Consider the following 26,500-nt stretch of genomic DNA (forward strand, 5'->3'; position numbering starts at 1 on the left):
GGGCCTCGCACCCTGCTGCTTCCGGCGTGCCAACGCCTTCGTTGCTGCCCGCACCTGTCGAATCCAACCCTTCCGCAGTTCGCCGGCACTTTTCTTCGCTTTCCATGACCTTGCGCATCTACAACACGCTTTCGCGTGGGCTGGTGGACTTTTCCCCTATCGAACCGGGCCACGTGCGCATGTACGTGTGCGGCATCACGGTGTACGACCTGTGCCATATCGGCCATGCGCGCTCGGCGGTGGCCTTCGACGTGGCGCAGCGCTGGCTGAAAAGCAGCGGCATGCGCGTGACCTTCGTGCGCAACATCACCGACATCGAGGACAAGATCATCCGCCGCGCGCTGGAGAACGGCGAGACCATCCGCCAGCTCACCGACCGCATGATCGCCGAGATGTACCGCGACTTCGACGCGCTGGGCATCGAGCGCCCGCAGCACGACCCGCGCGCCACCGACTACGTGCCGCAGATGCTCGACATCGTCGGCAAGCTCAAGAACAAGGGGCTGGCCTACCAAAGCGACAACGGCGACGTGAACTATGCCGTGCGCAAGTTTCCGGGTTACGGCAAGCTGTCGGGCAAGTCGCTGGACGAGCTGCAGGCCGGCGAGCGCGTGGCCGTGGCCGACGGCAAGCACGATCCGCTCGACTTCGTGCTGTGGAAATCCGCCAAGCCCACCGAGCCCGAGGGCGCGAAATGGGACAGCCCCTACGGCCTGGGCCGCCCCGGCTGGCACATCGAGTGCTCGGCCATGAGTTGCGCGCTGCTGGGCGAAACCTTCGACATCCACGGCGGCGGCGCCGACCTGCAGTTTCCGCACCACGAGAACGAGATCGCCCAGAGCGAGGGCGCGCACGGCGTGCCGCTGGCCAGCGTGTGGATGCACAACGGCTTCGTCAACATCGACAACGAGAAGATGTCGAAGTCGCTGGGCAACTTCTTCACCATCCGCGAGGTGCTGGAGCAGTTCGACGCCGAAACCATCCGCTTCTTCATCGTGCGCAGCCATTACCGCAGCCCGTTGAACTACAGCGACGTGCACCTGCAGGACGCGCGCGCGGCGCTCAAGCGGCTGTACACCGCGCTCGACGCGGTGGCGCCGGCCGAGGTGGTCATCGACTGGGCGAGCCCGTTCGCCGCCCGCTTCAAGGCGGCGATGGACGAGGACTTCGGCACGCCCGAGGCCGTGGCCGTGCTGTTCGATCTGGCCAGCGAGGTCAACCGCACGCGCGATGCGCAGGATGCGGGTCTGCTGAAAGGCCTGGGCGGCGTGCTGGGCCTGCTGCAGGGCGACCCCAAGGCCTTTCTGCGCGCCGGCAGCACACTCGACGAAGCGGCCATCCAGGCCCAGATCGACGCCCGCGCCGCCGCCAAGCAGGCCAAAAATTTCGCCGAAGCCGACCGCATCCGTGCCGAACTGCTGGCCGCCGGGATCGTGCTGAAGGACGGCCCGGGCGGTACCACCTGGGAAGCCGCGCAGTGATGATTTTCAAAGCCAAATCGGCCTTCAGCGCAGGCGGTTAAATCGGTGGCAGCTACAAAAAGCAAAGCGATCGAGGTCATCACGCCCGGCTTCTGGGCCGAGGCCTGCGACCACCTGGCGCGGCGCGATCGCGTGATGAAGCGCGTGATCCCGCTGTTCGGCGACGCCTGCCTGGAGTCGCGCGGCGATGCCTTCGTCACGCTGGCGCGCTCCATCGTTGGCCAGCAGATCTCGGTCAAGGCGGCGCAGTCGGTGTGGAACCGCTTCGAGGCGCTGCCGCGGCGCATGACGGCGGCCAACGTGCTGAAGCTGAAGGTGGACGACATGCGGGCGGCTGGGCTGTCGGCGCGCAAGGTCGAATACCTGGTGGACCTGGCGTTGCACTTCGACAGCGGGCGCCTGCGCGTGAACCAGTGGCAGCGCATGGACGACGAGGCCATCATCGCCGAGCTGGTGGCCATCCGCGGCATCGGCCGCTGGACGGCCGAGATGTTTTTGATGTTCCACCTGCTGCGCCCCGACGTGCTGCCGCTGGACGATGCAGGGCTGATCAAGGGCATCAGTCTCAACTATTTCTCGGGCGAGCCGGTCAGTCGCAGCGAGGCGCGCGAGGTGGCCGAGGCCTGGGCGCCCTGGCGCAGCGTGGCCACGTGGTACATGTGGCGCTCGCTCGAACCCACCCCGGTCGCGTACTGATGGCGCGGCCACATCCGGTAACATCGCCGGGTGTTTCGTATCCAAGGAGCCAATCTTGGCCAAACGAACGTTTCTTGATTTCGAGCAGCCCATTGCGGAGCTGGAAAACAAGATCGAAGAACTGCGTTACGTGCAGAACGAGAGCGCGGTCGACATCAGCGAAGAGATCGACCAGCTCGACAAGAAGAGCCTGCAGCTCACCAAGGACATCTATTCCGATCTGTCGCCGTGGCAGATCACCAAGATCGCGCGCCACCCCGAGCGGCCCTACACGCTCGACTACGTGCGCGACTGCTTCACCGACTTTGTCGAACTGCACGGCGACCGGCATTTCGCCGACGACCAGAGCATCGTCGGCGGCTTGGCGCGCTTCAACGGCAACGCCTGCATGGTGATCGGCCACCAGAAGGGCCGCGACACCAAGGAGCGCACGGCGCGCAACTTCGGCATGGTGCGGCCCGAGGGCTACCGCAAGGCGCTGCGCCTGATGAAGACGGCCGAGAAGTTCAAGCTGCCGGTGTTCACTTTCGTCGACACGCCGGGCGCGTTTCCGGGCATCGACGCCGAGGAGCGCGGCCAGTCCGAGGCCATCGGCCGCAACATCTACGAGATGGCGCAGCTGGAGGTGCCGATCATCAGCACCATCATCGGCGAGGGCGGCTCGGGCGGCGCGCTGGCGATTGCGGTGGCCGACCAGGTGTTGATGCTGCAATACTCGATCTACTCCGTGATCAGCCCCGAGGGCTGCGCGTCGATCCTGTGGAAGACCAGCGACAGGGCGCAGGACGCCGCCGAGGCACTGGGCATCACGGCGCACCGGCTGAAGGCACTGGGTCTGGTGGACAAGATCGTGAGCGAGCCGGTGGGCGGCGCGCACCGCGACATGCGGCAGATGTCGGCCTTCCTCAAGCGCGCGCTGGGCGATGCCTGGCGGCAGGTGAGCGATCTGAAGGTGAAGGAGCTGCTGGACCGCCGCTACGAGCGCCTGATGAGCTACGGCCGCTTCAACGACACCAAGGCGGAGCGCTGACCGGGCCAGCTGTGCGCGTGCACGAAAAAGGGGCCTGCGGGCCCCTTGTTTCATGGTGTTGCGCCATCCATCAAGGTTGAACCGTGCGGCGTGCCCGCGCGTCGATCTTGCTGCGCAGCGCGGCCAGCAGATCGGGCGGCAGGAACTTGAACGCCAGTTGCAGCAGGAAGTAGGCGATCAGGCCATCGTCCACCCAGCCGAGGATGGGGATGAAATCCGACACCAGATCGACCGGGCTGATCACGTACAGGATGGCGAGCACGGTGGTCAGCTTGGCCGCGTTGGGCGTGCGCGGGTCGCGCAGCACGGCCCAGGCCAGCAACAGCTCCTTGCGGAACATCGCGACGATTCGGCCCAGTTTCCACATCGGTCACACCTCCGGTCAGTTCAGCGGGCCGCGGCGCGGCCTTCAGACCACATAACGTTGGGACGGGCAGGGGGATGACAAGAGTCGTCTGCCGCGATGTGTGCGTTTTCTCACGGCCGGGGGCGGGTGTACAGCCCCGGCCTTAACATGCGGCCGTTCCGAAGCCGCGCCCATGGAGTCCCGATCATCACCCCCGTCACCATCGGCCAGCCGCGCCGCCGAGGCGATGGAACGCGCGATGGCCGCGTTTGCTGCCAGCGCGCCGGCGCTGCCGCTGGCGGTGGCGTTCAGCGGCGGTGCGGATTCGACGGCGCTGCTGCTGGCATGCGCGCAGCGCTGGCCCGGTCAGGTGCATGCCTGGCATATCCACCACGGCCTGCAGGCGGCGGCGGACGACTTCGAGCGGCATTGCGTGCAACTGTGCCAGCGCCTCGGTGTGCCGCTGCAGGTGCGGCGCGTCGATGCGCAGGCCGCTGCCGGCGACAGCCCCGAAGATGCGGCCCGCCGTGCGCGCTACAAGGCTTTTGATGCCCTGGCGCTTACCCAGCAAGCGCGGGCAGCTATTAAAACAGTAGTAATCGCGCAACATGCCGACGACCAGGCGGAAACCGTGCTGCTGGCGCTGTCGCGCGGTGCCGGGTTGGCGGGCCTGGCCGCCATGCCCCGCCGCTGGCAGCGGGGCGATGTGGTGTTCTGGCGGCCGCTGCTGGACGTGCCGGGGCCGTTGATCCGCGACTGGTTGCGCGGGCTGGGCGAGCGCTGGGTGGAAGACCCTTCCAACACCGACGAGCGCTTTACCCGCAACCGCATCCGCGCCCGGCTGTTGCCGGCGCTGGAGGCCGCCTTTCCGCAGTTTCGCGCCACCTTCGCCCGCAGCGCCGCGCACGCCGCGCAGGCGCAGGCCCTGCTGCAGGAGCTGGCGGCGCAGGATCTCGCGCTGGTGGGCCTGCCGCCGCACATTGCCGCCCTGCAGACCCTGTCGCCCGCACGGCAGACCAACCTGTTGCGCCACTGGCTGGCGCAGCAGGGGGCAGCGGCCAGCACGGCGCAGATGACGGAACTGCTGGCACAGATCGCCGCCTGTACCACGCGCGGGCACCGCATCTCGCTGAAAATCGGCGCCGGCTGGCTGCAGCGCCAGGGTGAGGTTCTGGCCTGGTCCGACAGTCAGGAAAGCCCCGCCCACCGCGGCTAAAATGCGCAGTTGGCCGCAGCCCAGCCTTGGTGCCGCGGCGCTTGAGAAAAACACAGTCATGGCATTGATCGTTCAGAAATACGGCGGCACGTCGATGGGCTCGACCGAGCGCATCGCGCAGGTTGCCAAGCGCGTGGCCAAGTGGGCGCGCGCCGGCCACCAGGTGGTGGTAGTGCCCAGCGCCATGAGCGGCGAAACCAACCGGCTGCTCGCCCTGGCCAAGGAGCTGGCGCCCGGCAAGCTGACCCAGGATTACTTCCGCGAGCAGGACATGCTGGCCGCCACGGGTGAGCAGGCCTCGTCCGCCCTGCTGGCCATCGCGCTGCAGGCCGAGGGCATGCCCGCCGTCAGCTACGCCGGCTGGCAGGTGCCCATCAAGACCAGCAACGCCTACACCAAGGCGCGCATCGACAGCATCGACGATGTGCGCGTGCGTGCCGACCTGAATGCGGGCAAAGTGGTCATCATCACCGGCTTCCAGGGCGTCGACGAAGGCGGCAACATCACCACGCTCGGCCGTGGCGGCAGCGACACCTCGGCCGTGGCCGTGGCGGCCGCGCTCAAGGCCGACGAGGCACTCATTTTCACCGACGTGGATGGCGTCTACACCACCGACCCGCGCATCGTGCCCGAGGCACGCCGCCTGGCCTCCATCAGCTTCGAGGAAATGCTGGAGATGGCCAGCCTGGGCAGCAAGGTGCTGCAGATCCGCTCGGTCGAATTCGCCGGCAAGTACAAGGTGCCCATGCGCGTGCTCTCCAGCTTCACGCCCTGGGACATCGACCTGACCGAAGAGGCCAACTCCGGCACCCTGATCACTTTCGAGGAAGACCAACAAATGGAACACGCCGTCGTTTCCGGCATCGCCTTCAACCGCGACGAAGCCAAGATCTCCGTGCTCGGCGTGCCCGACAAGCCGGGCATCGCCTACCAGATTCTGGGCGCCGTGGCCGACGCCAACATCGAGGTCGACGTCATCATCCAGAACGTCAGCAAGGACGGCAAGACCGACTTCAGCTTCACCGTCAACCGCAACGACTACACGAAGACGATCGACCTGCTGAAGGACAAGATCGTGCCCGCGCTGGGCGCCGCCGACGTGATCGGCGACCCGAAGATCTGCAAGGTCAGCATCGTCGGCATCGGCATGCGCAGCCACGTGGGTGTGGCCAGCAAGATGTTCCGGGTGCTGAGCGAGGAGGGCATCAACATCATCATGATCTCCACCAGCGAGATCAAGACGTCCGTTGTGATCGACGAGAAATATATGGAACTGGCCGTTCGCGCCCTGCACCGCGCGTTCGACCTGGACCAGCCTGCCGCCGCCTGATGGTGGCTATAATGCGGGCTTCGCGCTGGAAACGTGACCGAGTGGCCGAAGGTGCTCCCCTGCTAAGGGAGTATGGGGTGTAGAGCCTCATCGAGGGTTCGAATCCCTCCGTTTCCGCCAGAAACCCAGAAACAAAAAAGCGACCTTGCTGGTCGCTTTTTTTTGTTTCCTCGCGCTGCTCAAAGCAGCACTGCGCGAAGCGCTCAATCAGCCTGAACAACCTCCAGCAGGCGGTCGAGCCCGCCGCTGTCGATGGCGACCATGGCCTGGGCACGCACGGCTGGTTTGGCGTGGTAGGCGACGGACAGGCCCGCGGCGCCCATCATCGGCAAGTCGTTGGCGCCGTCGCCCATGGCGATGGCCTGGCGTGGCTCGATGCCCAGTTGCGCGCAGGTTTCGAGCAGCATGCGGCGCTTCTCGGCGCCGTCACAGATGTCGCCCCAGGGCTGGTCGACCATGCGGCCGGTGAGGACGCCGTCCTGCACGTCCAGGACGTTGGAGCGCGTGAAGTCCAGCCCCAGCCGGTCGCGGATGCGGTCGGTGAAGAACGTGAAACCACCCGACACCAGGAGCGTTTTCAACCCAGCGGCCTGGCAGGCGGCGACGAGTTCGGCAGCGCCGGGGTTGAGTTGCAGGCGCTGGTCGTAGACCTGCTGCATGTGCGCCACCGTCACGCCCTTCAGCAACGCCACACGCTGACGCAGGCTTTCCTTGTAGTCGGTGATTTCACCGCGCATGGCGGCTTCGGTGATGGCCGCGACCTCTGCTTTGCGGCCCGCGGCGTCGGCGATCTCGTCCACGCACTCGATGTTGATCAGCGTCGAGTCCATGTCGAAGGCGATCAGCTTGAAGTCATGCAGATGAAGTGGGGGCGTGAAGCCACGCACCGTGAGGCCGGGTCTGATTTCTGATGGAGAGGTCGGGTTCATTGCTTGCAGATTGATAGCTGTTCGCGCCGGTGGTTCGGCGGTCAGCGGCCGAAAACATCATTATCGTGGAGCCCCAATCGGCCTGCGGCATGACGCGCGGTGCGGGCCCCATGGCGGCCATGCGCAGGTGGCTGCTCATCAACCAATAGAGGCACGCACGGCATTTCAACAGCGTGCCACCGTTCATCGATAGCCCGTTGAATGCACGAGGGAATGATGCGAGACGACCAAGCACCGCCGGCCGCATCAGAAGTTTGCCTGAGCCAATCGCTCAGCGTGCGGCGGGGATTTGCTGTGCCACAGCCTGCGCAGGCACGCTGCCATCGGCAAACGGGAACAGGCTGGCGATGGGTTTGGTTTCCGGCAATACGTAGACCACCCCCCTTGAGCGACTGAACAGGGGGTCGATGTAGCGGTCGTAGAAGCTGGCCGGGATGTTGACGCAGCCGAAAGAAATGCGGTTGTCGGCCACCGTGGGTGTTTGCAGGCGCTTGGTGCGGCTTTCACCTGGCACGTTGCGCACGCGGTGCATCGACAGGGCGGCGTTGTAGTCCAGCCACACGATGTCTTCGCCCTTGTGATTGCTGCCGGCTTCGGTGACGAAGCGGCCGGCGTTGGTCACTTTCTCGTGCAGCTTGACCTTGGACAGCGGGCGCATGCCGATGTCGGGCGGCGCCACGTCGCCCACGGCCTGGCCGACCAGCACCGGCGAACTGGCCACCGGGCGACCCTGCGCGTCGAAGATCCACAGCGTGGCCGAGGGTTTGTCGATGACGCCGAAGGTGCGACCCTCGGCATCGGCCGAGCGAACCACGTCCTGTGCGAACTGTTGCACCGTGCCAGACGTCTCGGACGCGGGCGGCACCATGCCGGACGGGGTGGACGCCTGTGCCTGCAGCGCCAGCGCACACAAGGCAGCGCCCATTGCGGTGGCCAGCGAGCGGCTGGCATGGATGGAAAGACGGTCAAACATCGGCATAGGGAAAGACTACTGCGTTCACCACAGGGATCTTTATACGGCCTAAACGCCCGCAGCGTTCATGCGTGGGTCTTCAGACCGGGTAAAGATGACGAAAAAGCCCCGGCGGGCCGAGGCTTGGTTGCAGATCAACCGTGCGTTGATCAACCGCGGTCCGCACGGGGCGGAGGCGGCGGTGGGGGAGGCGGCGGCGCTGGGGGCGGCGGAGGCGGGGGCGCCACGGCCGGCGGGGGCGGCGGAGGCGGTGCCACAGGCGGCGGGGGCGGCGGCACCACGGCGACGGGCGGCGGGGGCGGCACGTAACGGCCGGTGGGGTTGAACTCGCCGGCGTCGGGGAAACCCTTCTCGACCTTGTAGGGCGAATTGGGGAACGAGGTGTCGCTGTTGACTGCGCTCTGGTTGGGGTCGTCCTGGGCGAGCACGGGGCTGCTCAGGGCGGCTGCCACGGCGAACAGGGCCACTGACTTCAGTCTTGTCATTTGTCACTCCTTGAAGGTATGGAAAAGGGCCTGCGAATCGCCGGGTACATCTCGCTGACGCAAAGCCTGAGTTGGACTCTAGGCGCCACCCTGGTCGCGGGCTGTGCAAATGAAGCTTCTTGGGCTGTAGGACGCTTTCCGCGCCGCCAGTCAGGCGGGCGCGGCTGCCAGGCGCAAGCCGCGCAGCACGTCGCGCACCATCTGGGCACGTGCCGCCGCCTCGGGCAGCGCCTTTTCCACGCGCAGCTTGTCGTTGCCGGCCAGCTTGATGTGCTTGTTCTTCTGGATCATCTGGATGATGGCCATGGGGTCGATCGGTGGGTTGGGGCGGAAGGCGATGTTGATCACGCCCGGCGCCGCGTCCACCTTCTGCACGCCGTAGGGTGCCGACAGCACGCGCAGGCGGTGCACATCGATCAGCGTCTGTGCCTGGGCGGGAAGCTTGCCGAAGCGGTCGACGATCTCCTCGAGCAGCGCGTCGATCTGGTCGTTGGTCTTGGCCGTGGCGAGCTTCTTGTAGAACGACAGGCGCAGGTGCACGTCGCCACAGTAGTCGTTGGGCAGCAGGGCGGGGGCGTGCAGGTTGATCTCGGTCACCGCCTGCATGGGTGCCAGCAGGTCGGGCTCCTTGCCGGCCTTCAAGCTGCGCACCGCCTCGGCCAGCATCTCGTTGTAGAGCTGAAAGCCGATCTCCATCATGTTGCCGCTCTGGTTCTCGCCCAGCACCTCGCCGGCGCCGCGAATCTCCAGGTCGTGCATGGCCAGGTAGAAGCCGCTGCCCAGCTCTTCCATCTGCTGAATGGCGTCGAGGCGCTGCGCGGCCTGCTTGGTCAGGCTTTCGATTTCGGGCACCATCAGATACGCATAGGCTTGGTGGTGGCTGCGGCCCACGCGCCCGCGCAACTGGTGCAGCTGCGCCAGGCCGAACTTGTCGGCGCGGGCGATGACGATGGTGTTGGCCGTGGGCACGTCGATGCCGGTCTCGATGATGGTCGAGCACAGCAGCAGGTTGTGGCGCTGGGCGACGAAGTCGCGCATCACGCGCTCCAGTTCGCGCTCGGGCATCTGGCCGTGGGCGATGGCGATGCGCGCCTCGGGCAGGATTTTTTCCAGCGCCTGGCGGCGGTTCTCGATCGTCTCGACCTCGTTGTGCAGGAAGTAGACCTGCCCGCCGCGCTTCAGCTCGCGCAGCACGGCTTCGCGGATCACGCCCGTGCCCTCATTGCGCACGAAGGTCTTGATGGCCAGGCGGCGCTGCGGCGCGGTGGCGATCACGCTCAAGTCCCGCAGGCCCTCCAGCGCCATGCCCATGGTGCGGGGGATCGGCGTGGCGGTCAGCGTGAGCACGTCCACTTCGGCGCGGAACTGCTTCATCTGTTCCTTGTGGCGCACGCCGAAGCGGTGCTCCTCGTCGATGATGAGCAGGCCCAGGTTCTTGAATTGCGTCTTCTCGCTCAGCAGCTTGTGCGTGCCGACGACGATGTCTACGCTGCCATCGGCCAGCCCTTTCAGCGTGGCGTTGACTTCCTTGGCCGAGTTGAAGCGGCTCATGCCCGCCACCTTCACCGGCCACTTGGCAAAGCGATCCGCCAGCGTCAGGTAATGCTGCTCGGCCAGCAGCGTGGTGGGCGCGAGGAAGGCCACCTGCTTGCCGCCCGTCACCGCCACAAAGGCCGCACGCAGCGCCACCTCGGTCTTGCCGAAGCCGACGTCGCCGCACACCAGGCGGTCCATGGGCTGCGGGCTGATCATGTCCTGCACCACGGCGTGGATGGCGGCCTTCTGGTCGGCGGTTTCCTCGAAGCCGAAGTCGGCCGCGAACTGCTCGTAGTCGTTCGGGCTGTAGCGGAAGGCATGGCCCTCGCGCGCGGCGCGGCGGGCGTAGATGTTGAGCAGCTCGGCGGCCGCATCGCGCACCTGCTCGGCCGCCTTGCGCTTGGCTTTTTCCCACTGGCCGCTGCCCAGCTTGTGCAGCGGTGCCTCGTCGGCACTCACGCCGGTGTAGCGGCCGATCAGGTGCAGTTGCGATACCGGCACGTACAGCGTGGCGGCGCCGGCGTATTCCAGGTGCAGCATCTCCTGCAGCGCGGGTGTGCCGTCGGCGTTGCGGGCGCCCAGGTCCATGTTCACCAGCCCGCGGTAGCGCCCGATGCCGTGCTGCGCGTGCACCACCGGGTCGCCCAGGCTCAGCTCGCTCAGGTCCTTGATCAGGGCATCGACGTCGCTGACCTGCTCCTGCTTGCGGCGCTTGCGCGTGGTGGGGCCGGCGGCGAACAGCTCGGTCTCGGTGACGAAGTCGATGCCGCCTTCGAGCCAGGCGAAGCCCTGCATGAGCGCGGCGGTGGCGATCCCGGTGGGCTCATCGGCGCTTTGCTGGAACTCGGCCAGCGAATCGAAGGCGGGCGGGTTCAGGCCGCTGGCGCGCAGAAAGTCGAGCAGGCTCTCGCGCCGGCCCGCGCTTTCGGCCAGCACCAGCACGCGCTGCGCGGTGCCGGCGATGTGGGCCTGCAGCCGCGCCAGCGGGTCGTCGGCGCCGCGTACCACGGTCAGATCGGGCAGGCAGTCGAATTCGGCGAAGTCGGGGTTGGCTCCCTCTCTCTCTGGGGGAAGGCTGGCGGCGCCTCCATCAGACGCCGCGCCCCTCACCCCAGCCCTCTCCCCAGAGGGGAGAGGGAGTGAAGCCGGGCGCAGCGCCAGCTGCGCGTGCGCCTTGGCGCCCAGGTAAAAATCCTCGGCGCTCAGGAACAGCGCCTCGGGCGGCAGCACCGGGCGCTCTGGGTCGCCCTGCGCCAGGCGGTAGCGCTCGCGCGTGTCCTGCGTGAACTGGCTGAAGGCGGCTTCCAGGTCGCCGTGCAGCACCAGCGTGGCGTCGGCGCCCAGGTAATCAAGCACCGTCACCGTGTCGTCGAAGAACAGCGGCAGGTAGTACTCGATGCCCGCGGTGGCCACGCCGTTGCCCATGTCCTTGTAGATGCGGCTGCGCGTCGGGTCGCCCTCCAGCAGTTCGCGCCAGCGGCTGCGGAACTTGGCGCGCGCCTCTTCATGCGTCGGAAACTCGCGCCCGGGCAGCAGGCGCACCTCGGGCACGGGGTACAGGCTGCGCTGGGTGTCGGGGTCGAAGGCGCGGATCGAGTCGATCTCGTCGTCGAACAGATCGACGCGAAAGGGCTGCGGGCTGCCCATCGGGAACAGGTCGATCAGCCCGCCGCGCACCGCGTATTCGCCGGGGCTCACCACCTGCGTCACGTGCGTGTAGCCGGCCAGGGTGAGCTGCGACTTCAACGCCGCCTCATCCAGCTTCTGCCCCTGCTTGAAGTGGAAGGTGGTGCCGGCCAGGAAGCTGGGCGGCGCGAGGCGATACAGCGCGGTGGTGGCGGGCATCACCACCAGGTCGGCCTGTTGCTGGCGAATGGCCCACAGCGTGGCCAGGCGCTCGCTGATCAGGTCCTGGTGCGGGCTGAAGCTGTCGTAAGGCAGCGTCTCCCAGTCGGGGAACAGCACGCTGCGCAGGTCGGGCGCGAAGAAGGCCAGCTCGTTCAGCAGCCGCAGCGCATCGCTCGCGTCGGCGGTGACGACGGCGGTCAACTTCTTGTGGCCGGCTTCGCGCCGCGCAAGTTGTGCCAGCAGCAGAGCATCGGCCGAGCCGGGCGGGCGCGGCATGGCGTGGCGTTTGCCGGGAATGAGCTTGGGCAGGTCCATGGGCAGGCAGATGGGGACGGCGGAAACGACAAAAACCCCCGGCCGGGCTGGGCGGGGGTGCGGGCACGATTTTATGCCGACGGGATTTTCGAATGATTTTGGCCGCCAGCGCTTGTGTGGAAAGCGCGAGAAGCTATCGAAATAATAGTTTCGACCGTGATGGCGCCGAGGCGACGGTCATCGCCGGCGCCGGTGTGCCTGCGGGCCCTGCCGCGCCACGTTGATTCATGAAGAAACATGGCTTCATCCGCCGCCCAGCAAGCGCGGCAAGCTATTGAAAGTGTAGTGTGTGCGGCGGTGTCACTACAATGCGGCGCTCATGCCTGCCGATTCCTCCACCGCACGTTGTTTTGCCCTGCTGCCCTGCGCCGGCACGGGCTCGCGCGCCGGCACGGCGCAGCCCAAGCAATACCAGCCGGTCGCCGGGCGGCCGATGGTGCAGCACACGCTGGCGGCGTTCGCGGGGGTGCCGCGCATCGCCCGCGTGCTGGTGGTGGTGGCGCCGGGCGACGGCTTTCTACAGCCGCAGAGCACTTCGATCTTGGTAGCAAACTGCGGCGGCGCCACGCGCGCCGAGAGCGTTTTCAATGGTCTGCAGCGCCTGCTGGCCGAGGGCGCGCGGCCCACCGACTGGGTGCTGGTGCACGACGCGGCGCGCTGCCTCATCGCGCCGGCGCAGATCGACGCCCTGATCGACGCCTGCCTGCCCGATGCCGTGGGTGGCCTGCTGGCGCTGCCGCTGCCCGATACGCTGAAGCACGCGGGCGCCGACGGGCGCGTCGACGCCACCATCGACCGCGCGCACAAATGGCTGGCCCAGACGCCGCAGATGTTCCGCATCGGCCTGCTGCGCGACGCCCTGGCGGCGCACGCGGCGGGTGGCTTCGCCGGCATCACCGACGAGGCCAGCGCCATCGAACTGGCCGGCCTGGCGCCGCTGCTGGTGCCGGGCAGCGCCCAGAACTTCAAGGTCACCTATCCCGAGGACTTTGCGCTGGCCGAGGCCGTGCTGAGGAGCCGAATCGCATGAACCCGATTCAAGACGCGCCCCCGTTCCGCATCGGCGAAGGCTGGGACGTGCACGCCCTGGTGCCCGGGCGGCCGCTCATGATCGGCGGCGTGCGCGTGCCCCACACGCACGGCCTGCTGGGCCACTCCGACGCCGATGTGCTGCTGCATGCCATCACCGACGCGCTGCTGGGCGCGGCCGGGCTGGGCGACATCGGCCGGCATTTTCCGGACACGGACGCACGCTTCAAGGGCGCCGATTCGGCCGCGTTGCTGGCCGAGGCGGCGCGCCGCGTGCGTGCCGCCGGCTGGCGCATCGGCAACGTGGACAGCACCGTGGTGGCGCAGGCGCCGCGCCTGGCGGCGCACATCCCCGCCATGGTGGCGCGCATTGCCGAGGTCCTGGAGGTGGCCGCGCCGCAGGTCAACGTGAAGGCCAAGACGGCCGAGCGCCTGGGCACGGTGGGGCAGGGCGCGGCGATCGAGGCGCGTGCCACGATACTATTGTTTCGGTAGCTGCTCACGCCCACTGGACGGGCGCTGGAGCCTGTTTTGACTATGAGGTGCCGCCAGTGCGCCGCTTCTTCAGCAGCGACGAGCCGCCGCGCTGCTCGGGCGCCTGCTGCAGGCGGATGACCGCCATCAGGCCGCCGCTGGGGCTGTTGCTCAGGTCCAGCGAGCCGCCCATGTTCTGCACCATCTTGGCGACGATGGCCAGCCCCAGGCCGGCGCCGGTGGCGGCGGTGCGGGCGCTGTCGCCGCGGAAGAACGGGCGCGTCAGGCTGGGCAGCACGTCGGGCGCCACGCCGGGGCCGTGGTCGCGCACGCGCAGCGTGACCCACTGGTCGCGCACGGTGGCGGCGATGCGCACGCGCGTGACGCCGGTGCCGGGCGTCTTGCCGTAGCGGCGCGCGTTCTCCAGCAGGTTGCCCAGCACGCGCGACAGCTCCACGTCGTCGCCCATCACGCGCAACTCGGGCGGGATGTCGATCTGCACCTGCATGTCGTCGCGCAGGGTGAAGGGCGCCGCGGCGGCATCGGCCAGCTCGGCCAGCGGCAGCGCCTGCAGCGTCACGTGGTCGGGCCGGGCGTAGTCGAGGAACTTGTCGATGATGGTGTCGACCTGCTCGATGTCGGCCACCATGTGGTCGCGCGCCTCGGCGTCGGGCACGCTCATCTCGGTTTCCAGCCGCAGGCGCGCCAGCGGCGTGCGCAGGTCGTGCGAGATGCCGGCCAGCATCTCGGCGCGGTCCTGCTCGATCTTCGACAGCTGGTCGGCCATGCGGTTGAAGCCGACATTGACCTCGCGGATCTCGGCCGAGCGCGCGTTCTCGTCCAGCCGGCCCTGCAGATAGTCGCCCCCGCGCACGCGCGCGGCGGCAATCGACAGCTGCCGCAGCGGCCGGTTGATGAAGCGCGCCAGCAGCGCCGCGCCGATCAGCGACACCATGCCCAGCATGGCCAGCCACAGCAGCCACGCGCTGCCGCCCAGCAGCGCGCCCACGCGCGAGCGGTCGGTCAGCAGCCAGTACGAGTCGCCCTCGATCTGGAACCCCACCCACAGCCCCGCCTCGTCGTTCACACGGCTGGCCACCACGGTGCCGGGGCCCAGGCGGGCCATGATCTCGGCGCTCATGCGGCGTTCCAGCTCGGTCTGGTTGAACAGGTCGAAGCGGTCACCCGGCTCGCGCGGCAGGATGCGCACCTTCTCCTGCTCGGCCAGCGTCTTGATGAGTGAGACGCGGGCGATGGCGTCGGAGTGGATCAGCGCGGCGCGCGACAGGTTGACGAGCGACGCGATCTGGCGTGCGTTGTCGATCACGCGCGGCTCGTACTCGAGCGTGCGGAACATCTGGTACCAGCCGACCGAGCTGCCCAGCAGCAGCAGCGCCAGCATGAAGAAGGTGCGCCAGAACAGGCTCAGGCCGATGGGTGGGCGTGCCTCGCGCTCCACCTCCAGCGGCGCGTTCATGGAGTCGGTCAGCAGGTCGGGCCGCGTGCTGGGCGCGGCCACGTCGGCGCCCGGCGGCTGCACCACCGCGCTCATGGCTGCGGTGCTGGCTGCTCGGCCAAGCCGCCACCGTGCGCCGCCGCCGGTGCCGGCGTGTGCGCCGGCAGCCTGCGCGCGGCGCAGCAGATCCTGCGCCGCCGGCCTGCCGTGGCGGCGGGGCGCAAAAGGCAGCGCAGGGGGTGGCGCATCAGCTCGTGCCGTCGGGCACGAACACGTAGCCCACGCCCCACACGGTCTGGATGTAGCGCGGGCTGGCGGCGTCGGCCTCGATCAGCTTGCGCAGGCGCGAGATCTGCACGTCCAGGCTGCGGTCGAAGGGCTCGAACTCGCGCCCGCGTGCCAGTTGCGCCAGCTTCTCGCGGCTCAGCGGCTGGCGCGGGTGGCGCACCAGCGCCTTCAGCATGGCGAATTCGCCGGTGGTGAGCGAAATCTCCTCGCCGTTCTTGTGCAGCGTGCGCGCGCCGAGGTCGAAGGCGAAGGGGCCGAAGGTGACGGATTCGTTCTCGGCCGACGGCGCGCCCGGCGCCTCCTGCGGGGGGCGGCGGCGCAGCACGGCGTGGATGCGCGCCAGCAGCTCGCGCGGGTTGAACGGCTTGCCCAGGTAGTCGTCGGCACCGACTTCGAGGCCGACGATGCGGTCCACGTCCTCGCCCTTGGCGGTGAGCATGATGATCGGCGTCTTGTCGCCCGCCGCGCGCAGGCGGCGGCACACCGACAGGCCGTCCTCGCCGGGCATCATGAGGTCGAGCACGATCAGGTCGATGGTGTCGCGCAGCATGATGCGCGACAGCGCCTTGGCGTCCTCGGCCACGATCACCTCGAAGCCTTCCTGCGCCAGGTAGCGGCGCAGCAGGTCGCGGATGCGCGCATCGTCATCGACGACGACGATCTTGTCGGTTCGGTTGGTTGCCTGGTTCATTCAAACCCTTCGGTCTTATTTGTAACAGACCCATTGTGGCCCTGATGCCGAAAAAAATTCGGGTTTACCCGGCGTGCCTTTCACAGTGTTACATCTGTTGCCCCGCGCGGTGCCTATCTGAAGGACAAACACGTACCGGCATGGGATCGTTGGAGCGTTGTGATGACCATGAACCGCGTTCCTTTTCTGTGGCTGAGTCTGGGGCTGTGCGCGGCGCCGACCATGGCGCTGGCGCAGCTTAGCGGCGAGTCGACCGACATGGGCCCGCGCGCCGAACTGCGGCCCAGCGTGGCCGCGTCGGCTGCCGACCAGCGCAGCCCGCTGTGGATGGCGGTGGACGCCGTGCACCGCCAGCGCGAGGCCGGCAGCCCCGACCGTCGCCTGACCGCCGAGCAGCGCCTGCAGCTGCGCGAGCAGATCCGGCGCGCATCGATGCGGCCCGACCTGGAGCCACCAACCACCGCGCAGATCGGCCAGCGCTGACGCTGCACACGCTGGGCCAGGGCAGGCGCCGCAACTGCCGCCCTTGTCTGACAGGCGTGCCGAGTCAGTCATGACAAGATACTCCCCCGCGCCGATCAGGCGCTTGTCGATCCCTCATTCCGCATGACCACACGCATCACCCGCACCGTGGCGATGGGCCTGTTGTTTGGCCTGGGCGCCGCGCTGGCCCACGCGCAAACCACCCCCATCAGTGCCATGACCATTGCCCCGCCCCAGAACGTGCTGCAGCTTTCGGCCACGGGCCAGGTCGAGGTGCAGCAGGACCTGCTCACGCTGTCGCTCACCACCTCGCGCGAGGGCGCCGACGCCGCCGGCGTGCAGGCCGAGCTGCGCAAGGCGCTGGACGCCGCGCTGGCGCAGGTCAAGACCACGGCACAGCCGGGGCAGATGGACGTGCGCACGGGCGACTTCAGCATCCACCCGCGCTACAACCGCGACGGCAAGATCAGCGGCTGGCAGGGCCGGGCCGAGCTGGTGCTGGAAGGGCGCGACTTCGCACGCATCACGCAGGCCGCCGCGCGCGCCAGCAGCCTGACCATCGGCAACATCGCCTTCGGCCTCAGCCGCGAACAGCGCGCCAGGGTGGAGGGCGAGGCGCAGGCGCTGGCCATCGAGCGCTTCAAGGCCCGGGCGGCCGAGATCGCCAAGGCCTTCGGCTTCGCCGGCTACACGCTGCGCGAAGTCAGCGTCAGCAGCGACGACTCGGGCTTTCAGCCGCGCATGTACGGTATGGCCAAGGCCCAGGCCATGAGCGCCGAGGCCGCCCCGGTGCCGGTGGAGCCGGGCAAGAGCATCGTGCAGGTCACGGTGTCGGGCTCGGTGCAGGCCAGGTAAGCGCGCCCTGGCGCCGCCCGGGCAGCACCGCTGGCGGGCGCAGGCATCGGGCCGCGCGTTGCCACTAGGCTGGCCGGCCGCGCTGGCGGCATTCCGCGGGACGGCCTCTGATGGTTCGAGTGCCATCATTGCTTCTGTATTGATAGCTGCTTGCGCGCGTTTTTAAAGCGTTTCAGATATAAAACTATCTGAATCTGTCTTGTACAAAGCGCAAGCAGCTCCTGTTTTTTTCATGATCCCGGCTCGTTGATCCATCGGATTGCCGCCTTGCTTTACCATGGGCTCGTCCCATCTTCCTGCCGCCCATGACCCCGCCCACCCTCGCTCACGTTGCCTGTCCTGACGCGCACGGCGGCCACCGCATGGCCTACTGGCAATGGGGCGATGCGGCGGCGCCGCACCTGGTGGTGTGCACGCATGGCCTGTCGCGCCAGGGGCGCGACTTCGACGTGCTGGCCCGCGCCCTGCTGGCGCGCGCCGCTGCGCAGGGGCAGGCGCTGCGCGTGGTCTGCCCCGACGTGGTGGGCCGCGGCGAAAGCGACTGGCTGAAGGACCCGATGGGCTACCAGTTCCCCACCTACGTCGGCGACATGCTGGTGCTGCTGAACACGCTGCAGGCGCAGGCGCCCATCGCCACCTTCGACTGGGTGGGCACCAGCATGGGCGGCCTGATCGGCATGACGCTGGCCGGCATGCCCGACCTGCCGCTGCCCGCGCCCCTGCACCGGCTGGTGCTGAACGATGTTGGCCCGGTCATCGAATGGCAGGCGCTGGAGCGCATCGGCCAGTACCTGGGCAAGGCCGGCACCTTCGACTCCGTCGAGGCGGCGGCCGCGCGCATGCGCGAGATTTCCGCCGGCTTCGGCCCGCACAGCGACGAGCAGTGGCTGGCGCTGTCGCGCCCCATGCTGCGCCCGGTGCCGGGCAGCAGCTGGCGCATGCACTACGACCCGGCCATCGCCGTGCCGTATGGCGCGCTCACGCAGCAATCTGCGGCCGACGGCGAAGCCGCGCTGTGGCAGCTGTACGACCGCGTGCAGGCCGAGACGCTGGTGATCCGCGGCGCCGACTCCGACCTGCTGTCACCCGCCACCGCGCAGGCCATGGCGGCGCGCGGCCCGCGCCCGCGCGTGGTCGAATTTGCCGGTGTGGGCCACGCACCCACGCTGGTGGCGGCCGATCAGGTGGCGACGGTGCTCGACTTTCTGCTGCCCGCGCCATGAAGACGCTGGCGCTGCCATCTCAGACCTCGCGCCAGCCGCTGGCCGACGTGGTCACGGCCACGGGCGGTGGCAGCGACGTCGTCGGCGAGATGCGCGCGCGCGCCCGCGCCTTTGCCGAGCCGCTGCTGGCGGGCGAAGCCACCTCGTCGGGCGAGAACGTGCTGGCCCATGCCGATGCCACGGCCGACATCCTGGCCGGCATCGGCGGCTCCGACGACATCCAGGCCGCGGTGTACCTGAGCTACGCCAGCAGCCAGCTCAACCGCCCGGACGAGGTGATCGGCAAGGCCTTCGGCGACAGCTTTGCCCGGCTGGCCATCGAGACCTCGAAGCTGGAGCGGGTGCAGCAGCGCTCGCGCGCCAGCCGGCACGACCAACTGGGCGATTCGGAACTGGCCGGCCAGCAGACCGAGTTCGTGCGCAAGATGCTGCTGGCCTTCAGCCGCGACCTGCGCGTGGTGCTGCTGCGCCTGGCATCGCGCCTGCAGACGCTGCGCTGGTGCGCATCGGCGCGCAAGGTGCCGGCACCCAGCCTGCTGCGCGAATCGCACGAGGTGTTCGCGCCGCTGGCCAACCGCCTGGGCATCTGGCAGATCAAGTGGGAGATGGAGGACCTGATCTTCCGCTTCCAGGAGCCCGAGACCTACCGCATGGTGGCCTCGCTGCTGGACGAAAAGCGCGTCGAGCGCGAAGCCGCGCTGGAGCAGCGCCGCGCCGAGATCGAGTCGGCGCTGTGCGCCCAGGGCATCGACGCCAGCGTGACGGGGCGGCCCAAGCACATCAGTTCCATCGTGCGCAAGATGCGCGGCAAGGCGCTGGACTTCGACCAGGTGTTCGACGTGCGCGCGCTGCGCGTGCTGGTGCCCACGGTGGAGGACTGCTACCGGGCGCTCGGCTGGGTGCACCAGCGCTTCATGCCGGTGCCGCAGGAGTTCGACGACTACATCGCCAAGCCCAAGGGCAATGGCTACCAGTCGCTGCACACCGTGGTGCGCGACGGCGATGGCCGCGCGTGGGAAATCCAGATTCGCACGCACCAGATGCACCAGCACGCCGAGCACGGCGTGGCCGCGCACTGGGCCTACAAGGAGGCGGGCACCAAGGGCTATGTCGGCGTCAGCGCCGAAAGCGATTACGACGCCAAGATCGCCGTGCTGCGCCAGCTGCTGGCATGGGAGCGCGACCTCTCGGGCGCGGCGCCGCAATACGGCCTGTTCGACGACCGCATCTACGTGCTCACGCCGCAAGCCGCCATCGTCGAACTGCCGGCGGGCGCGACGGCGGTGGACTTCGCATACACGCTGCACACCGAGCTGGGCCACCGCTGCCGCGGTGCGCGCGTCGACGGCGCCATGGTGCCGCTGCACACGCCGCTGAAGAACGGCCAGACGGTCGAGGTGATCTCGGCCAAGGAGGGCGGCCCGTCGCGCGACTGGCTGAATCCCGATCTGCATTTCCTGGCCTCGTCGCGCGCCAAGTCGAAGGTGCGCGCCTGGTTCAACGCCCAGCAGACGCGCGAGACCATCGCCCGCGGGCGCGAGATGGTCGAGAAGCTGCTGCAGCGCGAAGGCCGCACCGCCATTGCGCTGGATCACCTGGCCGGTGAACTGGGCTTCAAGACGCCCGACGCGCTGTTCGAGACCGTCGGCAAGGACGAGCTGTCGCTGCGCGCCATCGAGACCGTGCTGCGCCCCCCCGAGCCCGTGCCCGATGCCGACGAGCAGGTGTTGCGCAAGGCGCGCACCGATGGCGGCGGTGGTGCCCGCGGCGGCGTGCTGGTGGTGGGGCTGGATTCGCTGCTCACGCAGCCGGCGCGCTGCTGCAAGCCCGCGCCGCCCGACGACATCGCGGGCTACGTCACACGCGGGCGCGGCGTCAGCGTGCACCGGCGCGACTGCAACACCTTCCGCGAACTGCAGGCGCGCGAGCCCGAACGCGTGATCGAGGTCGGCTGGAGCACGCCCGCCACCGGCCATTCGCCGGCCTACCCGGTCGACGTGGCGGTCGAGGCGCTGGACCGCCAGGGCCTGCTGCGCGACATCTCGGATTTGTTCGCGCGCGAGAAGATGAACGTCATCGGCGTGCAGACCCAGTCCGTCAAGGGCTGGGCATGGATGACCTTCACCGTCGAAGTCAGCGACACGCAGCGCCTGGCCCATGTGCTGCGCCAGGTGCAGGATGTGACCGGCGTGCGCGTGGCGCGCCGGCGCTGAAATTTCCACCGCCTTCCGCGGCCAGCCATCGCCAATCGGCTATACTCTGCGGCTTCGAATCTTTCAGGCGCGTAGCTCAGCTGGTTAGAGCACCACCTTGACATGGTGGGGGTCGTTGGTTCGAGTCCAATCGCGCCTACCAATGAAATCAAGCACTTGCGGGAAACCGTAGGTGCTTTTTTTCTTGCCGGCATGAAGAAAGTACGGACAAGCGCATCAGGGTAACTCATGCCCGGTCTCGTGTGGCCTGCGACCTAGAATCTGTTGCAGTGCAGCAGTCTTCTACTCCCTGTCCATGAGCCGATCCAGAGCTTCAGCGTCCACCGCCAAGGCACCTGCGACGTCGCCAGCCAGCGATGCGCGGGTGATCAAGAAATACCCCAACCGGCGGCTGTACGACACCAGCAGCTCGTCCTACATCACGCTGGCGCAGGTGCGTGAACTGGTGATGGCGCACGAGGCGTTCGTGGTGCGCGATGCCAAGAGCGGCGAAGACCTCACGCGCAGCATCCTGCTGCAGATCATTCTGGAAGAAGAGGCCGGCGGCGCGCCGATGTTCACCGAGGCGGTGCTGGCGCACATCATCCGCTTCTACGGCCATGCACTGCAGGGCTTCATGGGGACGTACCTGGAGAAGAACATCCAGGCCTTCATCGAAATCCAGGCCAAGCTGGCCGAACAGTCCACGGGTCTGTCGCCGGAGAGCTGGGCGCAATTCATGAGCATGCAGTCGCCCATGATGCAGGGCATGATGGGCAACTACCTGGAGCAGTCGAAGACCATGTTTCTGCAGATGCAGGAGCAAATGACCCGGCAGACCGAGCAGATGCTGGGGGCGTTCGGCATCAAGCGCTGACCGGCGCCGGGCTGCGACAATTGCGGCATGAGTGAAACCAACATGCCCGCGCCGCGCATCGGCTTCGTGTCGCTGGGCTGCCCGAAGGCGCTGACCGATTCGGAACTGATCCTGACGCAGCTCTCGGCCGAGGGCTATGCGACCAGCAAGACCTTCGAGGGCGCCGACCTCGTCATCGTCAACACCTGCGGCTTCATCGACGAGGCCGTGAAGGAAAGCCTGGACACCATCGGCGAGGCGCTGTCGGTCAATGGCAAGGTCATCGTCACCGGCTGTCTTGGTGCAAAAACCATAGCTGCTGGCGCAGGTGGGACGGGCGCTGAAGGCCAAAATGATTCGGAAAACCTGATCAAGCACCTGCACCCGTCGGTGCTGGCCGTCACCGGCCCGCATGCCACGCAGGAGGTGATGGACGCGGTGCACCAGCACCTGCCGAAACCGCACGACCCGTTCCTCGACCTGGTGCCGGGCGCCTTCGGCGAGGCGGGGCTGAAGCTGACGCCGCGCCACTACGCCTACCTGAAGATCAGCGAAGGCTGCAACCACCGCTGCACCTTCTGCATCATTCCGTCGATGCGCGGCGACCTGGTGAGCCGCCCGATCGGCGATGTGCTGAAGGAGGCGCGCGCGCTGTTCGAAGGCGGCGTGAAGGAGCTACTGGTCATCAGCCAGGACACCTCGGCCTACGGCGTCGATGTGAAGTACCGCACCGGCTTCTGGGACGGGCGCCCGGTGAAGACGCGGCTGCTGGAGCTGGTGCAGGCGCTGGGCGAACTGGCCGCGCCGCACGACGCGTGGGTGCGCTTGCATTACGTTTACCCGTACCCACATGTCGATGACATCCTGCCGCTGATGGCCGAAGGCAAGGTATTGCCTTATCTGGACGTGCCGTTGCAGCACAGCCATCCCGATGTGCTGCGGCGCATGAAGCGCCCAGCCAGCGGCGAGAAGAATCTGGAGCGCATCGCGCGCTGGCGCGAGATGTGTCCCGATCTGGTCATCCGCTCCACCTTCATCGCCGGGTTTCCGGGCGAGACGGAAGAAGAGTTCGAGCACCTGCTCGACTTCATGCGTGAAGCACGCATCGACCGCGCGGGTTGCTTTGCCTACTCGCCGGTCGAAGGCGCCGCTGCCAACGATCTGCCCGGCATGCTGCCCGCCGAAGTGCGCGAAGAGCGCCGCGCCCGATTCATGGCCGTGGCCGAGGAGGTGTCGACCGCCAAGCTGCGCGAGCGCATCGGGACGACGATGCGGGTGCTGGTCGATGCGGCGCCCGCCATGGGCCGACGCGGCGGGGTGGGGCGCAGTTACGCCGATGCACCCGAGATCGATGGCGTGGTGCAACTGCTGCCACCCGAAAAAATCAGCAAGCAGCTGAAGGTGGGCGAGTTCACGCGGGCGCGCATCGTGGGTGCGCAAGGGCACGATTTGGTGGCCTTGCCGATCTGATGCGCGCTGGCAACAACCTGCCCGGTGGTGCCGTCTGCGGGCCACAAAAAAGCCACCCGAAGGTGGCTTTTCGTTGCAACCCGTCTGTTATCTTCAAACGTGTTGCGGTTTTAGTTGGTGCCCAGGAGAGGACTCGAACCTCCACGCCTCTCAGCGCTAGTACCTGAAACTAGTGCGTCTACCAATTCCGCCACCTGGGCATTTCAGGAAAGCAAGGATTCTATATCAAAAATTCAGACTTTTCCAGCGGCCTGCTGGATGAAATTGAAGGCACGGTGCAAGGCCACCGCGACGGCCACGGTTTCGTGGTGCGCGACGATGGTGATCCGGACATTTATCTGCCCGCCAACGAGATGCGCGCGGTGCTGCACCGCGACCGTGTCAAGGTGCGCATCGTGCGCCAGGACCGGCGCGGCCGGCCCGAAGGGCGCGTGCTCGAGATCGTGCAGCGTCCCCCGCACCCGATCATCGGGCGCTTGTTGCACGAAGGCGGCATCTGGCTGGTGGCGCCCGAGGATCGGCGCTACGGCCAGGACGTGCTGATCCCCAAGACCGCTATTGGCGCGGCCAAGACGGGCCAGGTGGTGGTGGTCGAGTTGACCGAACCGCCCGCGCTCTACGGCCAGCCCGTGGGCCGCGTGAAGGAAGTGCTGGGCGAGATCGACGACCCCGGTATGGAGATCGAGATCGCCGTGCGCAAGTACGGCGTGCCGCACGAGTTTTCCGATGCCGCCATCGGTGAGGCGCGTGCCCTGCCCGACACGGTGCAGCCGGCCGACCGGCAGGGCCGTGTCGACCTGACCGACATGCCGCTGTGCACCATCGACGGCGAGGACGCGCGCGACTTTGACGACGCCGTGTACTGCGAGCCGGCGGTGGTCAGCGGCCGCGGCAAGAAGCCCAATGGCTGGCGCCTGCTGGTGGCCATTGCCGACGTGAGCCACTACGTCAAGACCGGCAGCCCGATCGACGTGGACGCCTACGACCGCGCCACCAGCGTGTACTTTCCGCGCCGCGTGATTCCGATGCTGCCCGAGAAGCTGAGCAACGGCCTGTGCTCGCTCAACCCCGATGTCGAGCGCCTGTGCATGGTGTGCGACATGCTGGTCGATGCCAAGGGCGAGGTGGTGGCGTACCAGTTCTATCCGGCGGTGATGTTCAGCCACGCCCGCTTCACCTACACCGAGGTGGCGGCCATCCTGGCCAACACGCGCGGCCCCGAGGCGGCGCGTCGCAAGGATCGGGTGCCCGATCTGCTGAACCTGCACGACGTGTTCCGCGCGCTGCTCAAGGGCCGCCAGGCCCGCGGCGCGGTCGACTTCGACACCGTGGAGACACAGATCGTCTGCGACGAGGCGGGCCACATCGAGAAGATCGTGCCGCGCGTGCGCAACGATGCCCACCGCCTGATCGAGGAATGCATGCTGGCCGCCAACGTGTGCAGCGCGGATTTCATTCAGCAGGGCAAGCAGCCCGGCCTGTACCGCGTGCACGAGGGCCCGACGCCCGAGAAGCAGGACATCCTGCGCGCCTACCTGAAGGCGCTGGGGCTGGGCCTGTCGATCAGCGACACGCCACACCCGAGCGAGTTCCAGCGCATCGCCGACGCCACCAAGGACCGGCCCGACGCCGAGCAGATCCACATGATGCTGCTGCGTTCGATGAGCCAAGCCATGTACACGCCCGTCAACAGCGGCCATTTCGGCCTGGCGTATGACGCGTACACCCACTTCACCAGCCCCATCCGGCGCTACCCCGATCTGCTGGTGCACCGCGTGATCAAGGCGATCCTCGAAGCGCGCAAGTACCAGTTGCCGGCGCTGCCCACGCCGGGCGAGGCGCACGAGAAGCTGAAGGCGCGCCTGCAGAAGAACAGCGCGGCGCGTCGTCGCAGCGACGACGAGACGCCGCAGCTCCGGCGCCAGTCGCCCGAGATGCTGGCCTGGGAGGCCGCCGGCCTGCATTGCAGCGCCAACGAGCGCCGCGCCGACGAAGCCAGCCGCGACGTCGAGGCCTGGCTCAAGTGCAAGTACATGAAGGAGCACCTGGGCGAGGAGTTCGGCGGCACGGTCAGTGCGGCCACCAGCTTCGGCCTGTTCGTCACGCTGGACGACCTGCACGTCGAAGGGCTGGTGCACATCACCGAGCTGGGCGGCGAGTACTTCCGCTTCGACGAAATCCGCCAGGAACTGCGCGGCGAGCGCACCGGCATCCGCTATGGCCTGGGCACCCGTGTGCGGGTGCAGGTGAGCCGCGTCGACCTGGACGGCCGCAAGATCGACTTCCGCCTGGTGCGCGAGGGTGACGAGCTGCTGTCGCGTGCCATGCGCGACAAGGGCGTGGCGCCGGCCGGCGAGCGCGGGCAGCCCGCCAAGGCGGCGGACAAGCGCGCCGCGCGCAAGCAGCGCGATGCCGAACGCGGCGCGCGACCCTCGCCGATCCAGGCGCTGAAGTCCGCTGTCAAGAAGGCCGCGACCAAGGTCCAGAAGAACGGCAAGGCGCGCAAACCGAGGCGCTGAATCCCCTGCCGCTCGGCCAAGCACGAGTAAATTGCTCGGGTTTGGTACAGGTTCGGGTATGACGGCCGTATTGCTGGCGGCTACACTCTTGCGCCCTCGACCGGACGGCCATGCGGTGCATCGGCACCCGCAGGCGATGTGCGGCGAGCGCGTTGGCATGCTGCACATTTATTACATCAAGACCCCGGCCGGGCAGGAGGAGATGAACGCCCGCGGCCCGGGGCTGAATGCCCGGGAGCGGCAGATCATGCTCATGTGCAGCGGACAGCGCCCGCTGCAGGTGTTGATCGAGCTGTTCGGCGAATCCGTGGTGCGCGAGTTGCACGAACTCGTCGTCCAAGGCTACCTTCAGGCCGTCCGCCGTCTGCCCGATCCGACCCCGCATCCGGCGGGTGTGTTGCAGGCGGCACCGGATTTCGCATCCGCCCGGCTGCAGACGCGGCTGACGCATACGCGGGATTTCATCACGGTGGTGGCCCAGTCGCTGGGCACGACCCTCGCTCGTGAACTGGTGTTGGCCTACAGCAGGACCACGGACCCGGAGGCCGTGCTGACCTATGCAGGCGGCTTGCTGGAGCTGTTGTTTCGCGCCGGCGACCGGAGCCGCACGCTGCGGGTGGGCTACAAGATCGCCGACCTGCTGCCGCGCGCCCTGGTGCCGCAGATGGTGGACCGCCTGCTGGACGGCCCCAATCCCGACATGGCCGCGGCGCTGTACGAGCACCTGCTGTCCGGCCAGGACGTGGTGTCGTTCGACGACGGCACGCTCTGAAGACTTG

The 26,500-nt window shown here is 67.8% G+C and carries 22 protein-coding genes and 3 tRNA genes; 17 read left to right on the forward strand and 8 right to left on the reverse strand.

Going from position 1 to position 26,500, the window contains the following annotated elements:
* The first annotated feature begins 104 nt into the window (after window positions 1-104).
* Genes cysS through ACFSCU_RS06165 form a run of 3 tightly spaced genes read left to right on the forward strand, consistent with a single transcriptional unit; the run spans window position 105 to window position 3,207 of the window.
* Entirely contained in the window at window positions 105-1,481 is a 1,377-nt protein-coding gene (cysS, locus tag ACFSCU_RS06155; RefSeq protein ID WP_377560166.1) for a cysteine--tRNA ligase, read from the forward strand.
* 45 nt (window positions 1,482-1,526) lie between these two features.
* Window positions 1,527-2,177 carry a DNA-3-methyladenine glycosylase family protein gene (locus ACFSCU_RS06160; RefSeq protein ID WP_377560167.1) on the forward strand — a complete coding sequence of 217 codons (651 nt, stop codon included), beginning with the start codon at window positions 1,527-1,529 and terminating at the stop codon, window positions 2,175-2,177.
* 55 nt (window positions 2,178-2,232) lie between these two features.
* Complete coding sequence (locus tag ACFSCU_RS06165; RefSeq protein ID WP_180550947.1) at window positions 2,233-3,207, forward strand: acetyl-CoA carboxylase carboxyltransferase subunit alpha; 975 nt, start codon at window positions 2,233-2,235, stop codon at window positions 3,205-3,207.
* 70 nt (window positions 3,208-3,277) lie between these two features.
* Here ACFSCU_RS06165 and ACFSCU_RS06170 read toward each other — a convergent pair whose 3' ends face one another.
* Window positions 3,278-3,574: a YkvA family protein gene (locus ACFSCU_RS06170; protein WP_180550948.1), complete on the reverse strand. Its 297-nt coding sequence runs from the start codon at window positions 3,572-3,574 to the stop codon at window positions 3,278-3,280.
* A gap of 226 nt (window positions 3,575-3,800) precedes the next feature.
* Here ACFSCU_RS06170 and tilS point away from each other — a divergent pair, with 226 nt between their 5' ends.
* From tilS to ACFSCU_RS06185, 3 genes are all read left to right on the forward strand, one after another.
* Window positions 3,801-4,769, forward strand: coding sequence for a tRNA lysidine(34) synthetase TilS (tilS, locus tag ACFSCU_RS06175; RefSeq protein WP_180551823.1), 969 nt, complete (start codon window positions 3,801-3,803; stop codon window positions 4,767-4,769).
* Window positions 4,770-4,827: 58 nt separating this feature from the next.
* On the forward strand, window positions 4,828-6,099 hold the full coding sequence (locus ACFSCU_RS06180) for an aspartate kinase (protein ID WP_377560169.1): 1,272 nt from the start codon (window positions 4,828-4,830) through the stop codon (window positions 6,097-6,099).
* 27 nt (window positions 6,100-6,126) lie between these two features.
* Window positions 6,127-6,219 (forward strand) — tRNA-Ser (locus ACFSCU_RS06185).
* Between the two features lie 83 nt (window positions 6,220-6,302).
* On the opposite strand, the gene serB is transcribed toward ACFSCU_RS06185, so the two are convergent.
* From serB to mfd, 4 genes are all read right to left on the reverse strand, one after another.
* The gene (gene serB / locus ACFSCU_RS06190) at window positions 6,303-7,028 is read right to left on the reverse strand and encodes a phosphoserine phosphatase SerB (RefSeq protein ID WP_180550949.1); all 726 of its coding nucleotides are present in this window, start codon (window positions 7,026-7,028) and stop codon (window positions 6,303-6,305) included.
* A gap of 271 nt (window positions 7,029-7,299) precedes the next feature.
* Window positions 7,300-8,001, reverse strand: coding sequence for a L,D-transpeptidase (locus ACFSCU_RS06195; protein ID WP_377560170.1), 702 nt, complete (start codon window positions 7,999-8,001; stop codon window positions 7,300-7,302).
* Between the two features lie 149 nt (window positions 8,002-8,150).
* The gene (locus ACFSCU_RS06200) at window positions 8,151-8,486 is read right to left on the reverse strand and encodes a hypothetical protein (protein WP_377560171.1); all 336 of its coding nucleotides are present in this window, start codon (window positions 8,484-8,486) and stop codon (window positions 8,151-8,153) included.
* Window positions 8,487-8,636: 150 nt separating this feature from the next.
* Window positions 8,637-12,185 carry a transcription-repair coupling factor gene (mfd, locus tag ACFSCU_RS06205; RefSeq protein ID WP_377560172.1) on the reverse strand — a complete coding sequence of 1,183 codons (3,549 nt, stop codon included), beginning with the start codon at window positions 12,183-12,185 and terminating at the stop codon, window positions 8,637-8,639.
* 319 nt (window positions 12,186-12,504) lie between these two features.
* Between mfd and ispD the strand changes: the two genes are divergently transcribed.
* Together ispD and ispF are read left to right on the forward strand one after the other, a co-directional pair.
* Window positions 12,505-13,215 (forward strand): 2-C-methyl-D-erythritol 4-phosphate cytidylyltransferase, encoded by a 711-nt coding sequence (ispD, locus tag ACFSCU_RS06210; RefSeq protein WP_377560173.1) that lies wholly within the window; start codon window positions 12,505-12,507, stop codon window positions 13,213-13,215.
* A complete protein-coding gene (gene ispF / locus ACFSCU_RS06215) occupies window positions 13,212-13,709 on the forward strand; it encodes a 2-C-methyl-D-erythritol 2,4-cyclodiphosphate synthase (RefSeq protein WP_180550951.1) in 498 nt (165 codons plus the stop codon). Before ispD ends, ispF begins: the two co-directional genes overlap by 4 nt.
* 40 nt (window positions 13,710-13,749) lie before the next feature.
* Here ispF and ACFSCU_RS06220 read toward each other — a convergent pair whose 3' ends face one another.
* A complete protein-coding gene (locus ACFSCU_RS06220) occupies window positions 13,750-15,165 on the reverse strand; it encodes a sensor histidine kinase (protein ID WP_377560263.1) in 1,416 nt (471 codons plus the stop codon).
* 226 nt (window positions 15,166-15,391) lie between these two features.
* Window positions 15,392-16,123: an osmolarity response regulator transcription factor OmpR gene (ompR, locus tag ACFSCU_RS06225; RefSeq protein WP_333705885.1), complete on the reverse strand. Its 732-nt coding sequence runs from the start codon at window positions 16,121-16,123 to the stop codon at window positions 15,392-15,394.
* A 162-nt stretch (window positions 16,124-16,285) separates the two neighbouring features.
* Between ompR and ACFSCU_RS06230 the strand changes: the two genes are divergently transcribed.
* The 7 genes from ACFSCU_RS06230 (at window position 16,286) to rimO (ending at window position 23,202) form a co-directional block, all read left to right on the forward strand.
* The gene (locus ACFSCU_RS06230; RefSeq protein ID WP_180550952.1) at window positions 16,286-16,606 is read left to right on the forward strand and encodes a hypothetical protein; all 321 of its coding nucleotides are present in this window, start codon (window positions 16,286-16,288) and stop codon (window positions 16,604-16,606) included.
* Between the two features lie 123 nt (window positions 16,607-16,729).
* The gene (locus ACFSCU_RS06235; RefSeq protein WP_373368306.1) at window positions 16,730-17,461 is read left to right on the forward strand and encodes an SIMPL domain-containing protein; all 732 of its coding nucleotides are present in this window, start codon (window positions 16,730-16,732) and stop codon (window positions 17,459-17,461) included.
* Between the two features lie 305 nt (window positions 17,462-17,766).
* Window positions 17,767-18,684: an alpha/beta fold hydrolase gene (locus ACFSCU_RS06240; RefSeq protein WP_180550954.1), complete on the forward strand. Its 918-nt coding sequence runs from the start codon at window positions 17,767-17,769 to the stop codon at window positions 18,682-18,684.
* Window positions 18,681-20,897, forward strand: coding sequence for a RelA/SpoT family protein (locus tag ACFSCU_RS06245; RefSeq protein WP_377560176.1), 2,217 nt, complete (start codon window positions 18,681-18,683; stop codon window positions 20,895-20,897). The genes ACFSCU_RS06240 and ACFSCU_RS06245 overlap by 4 nt, the downstream gene beginning before the upstream one ends.
* Window positions 20,898-20,962: 65 nt before the next feature.
* Window positions 20,963-21,039, forward strand: a tRNA-Val gene (locus ACFSCU_RS06250).
* 153 nt (window positions 21,040-21,192) lie between these two features.
* Entirely contained in the window at window positions 21,193-21,753 is a 561-nt protein-coding gene (gene phaR / locus ACFSCU_RS06255) for a polyhydroxyalkanoate synthesis repressor PhaR (RefSeq protein WP_180550955.1), read from the forward strand.
* Between the two features lie 27 nt (window positions 21,754-21,780).
* Window positions 21,781-23,202, forward strand: coding sequence for a 30S ribosomal protein S12 methylthiotransferase RimO (rimO, locus tag ACFSCU_RS06260; protein WP_377560177.1), 1,422 nt, complete (start codon window positions 21,781-21,783; stop codon window positions 23,200-23,202).
* 115 nt (window positions 23,203-23,317) lie between these two features.
* Here the strand turns inward: rimO and ACFSCU_RS06265 are convergent.
* Window positions 23,318-23,402, reverse strand: a tRNA-Leu gene (locus ACFSCU_RS06265).
* Between the two features lie 51 nt (window positions 23,403-23,453).
* Here ACFSCU_RS06265 and rnr point away from each other — a divergent pair.
* The gene (rnr, locus tag ACFSCU_RS06270; RefSeq protein ID WP_377560264.1) at window positions 23,454-25,721 is read left to right on the forward strand and encodes a ribonuclease R; all 2,268 of its coding nucleotides are present in this window, start codon (window positions 23,454-23,456) and stop codon (window positions 25,719-25,721) included.
* Window positions 25,722-25,779: 58 nt separating this feature from the next.
* Window positions 25,780-26,493: a hypothetical protein gene (locus ACFSCU_RS06275; RefSeq protein ID WP_180550956.1), complete on the forward strand. Its 714-nt coding sequence runs from the start codon at window positions 25,780-25,782 to the stop codon at window positions 26,491-26,493.
* Window positions 26,494-26,500 lie beyond the last annotated feature (7 nt).

The organism is Ottowia beijingensis, from assembly GCF_042680925.1.
Classification (GTDB): Bacteria; Pseudomonadota; Gammaproteobacteria; order Burkholderiales; family Burkholderiaceae_C; genus Ottowia; species Ottowia beijingensis.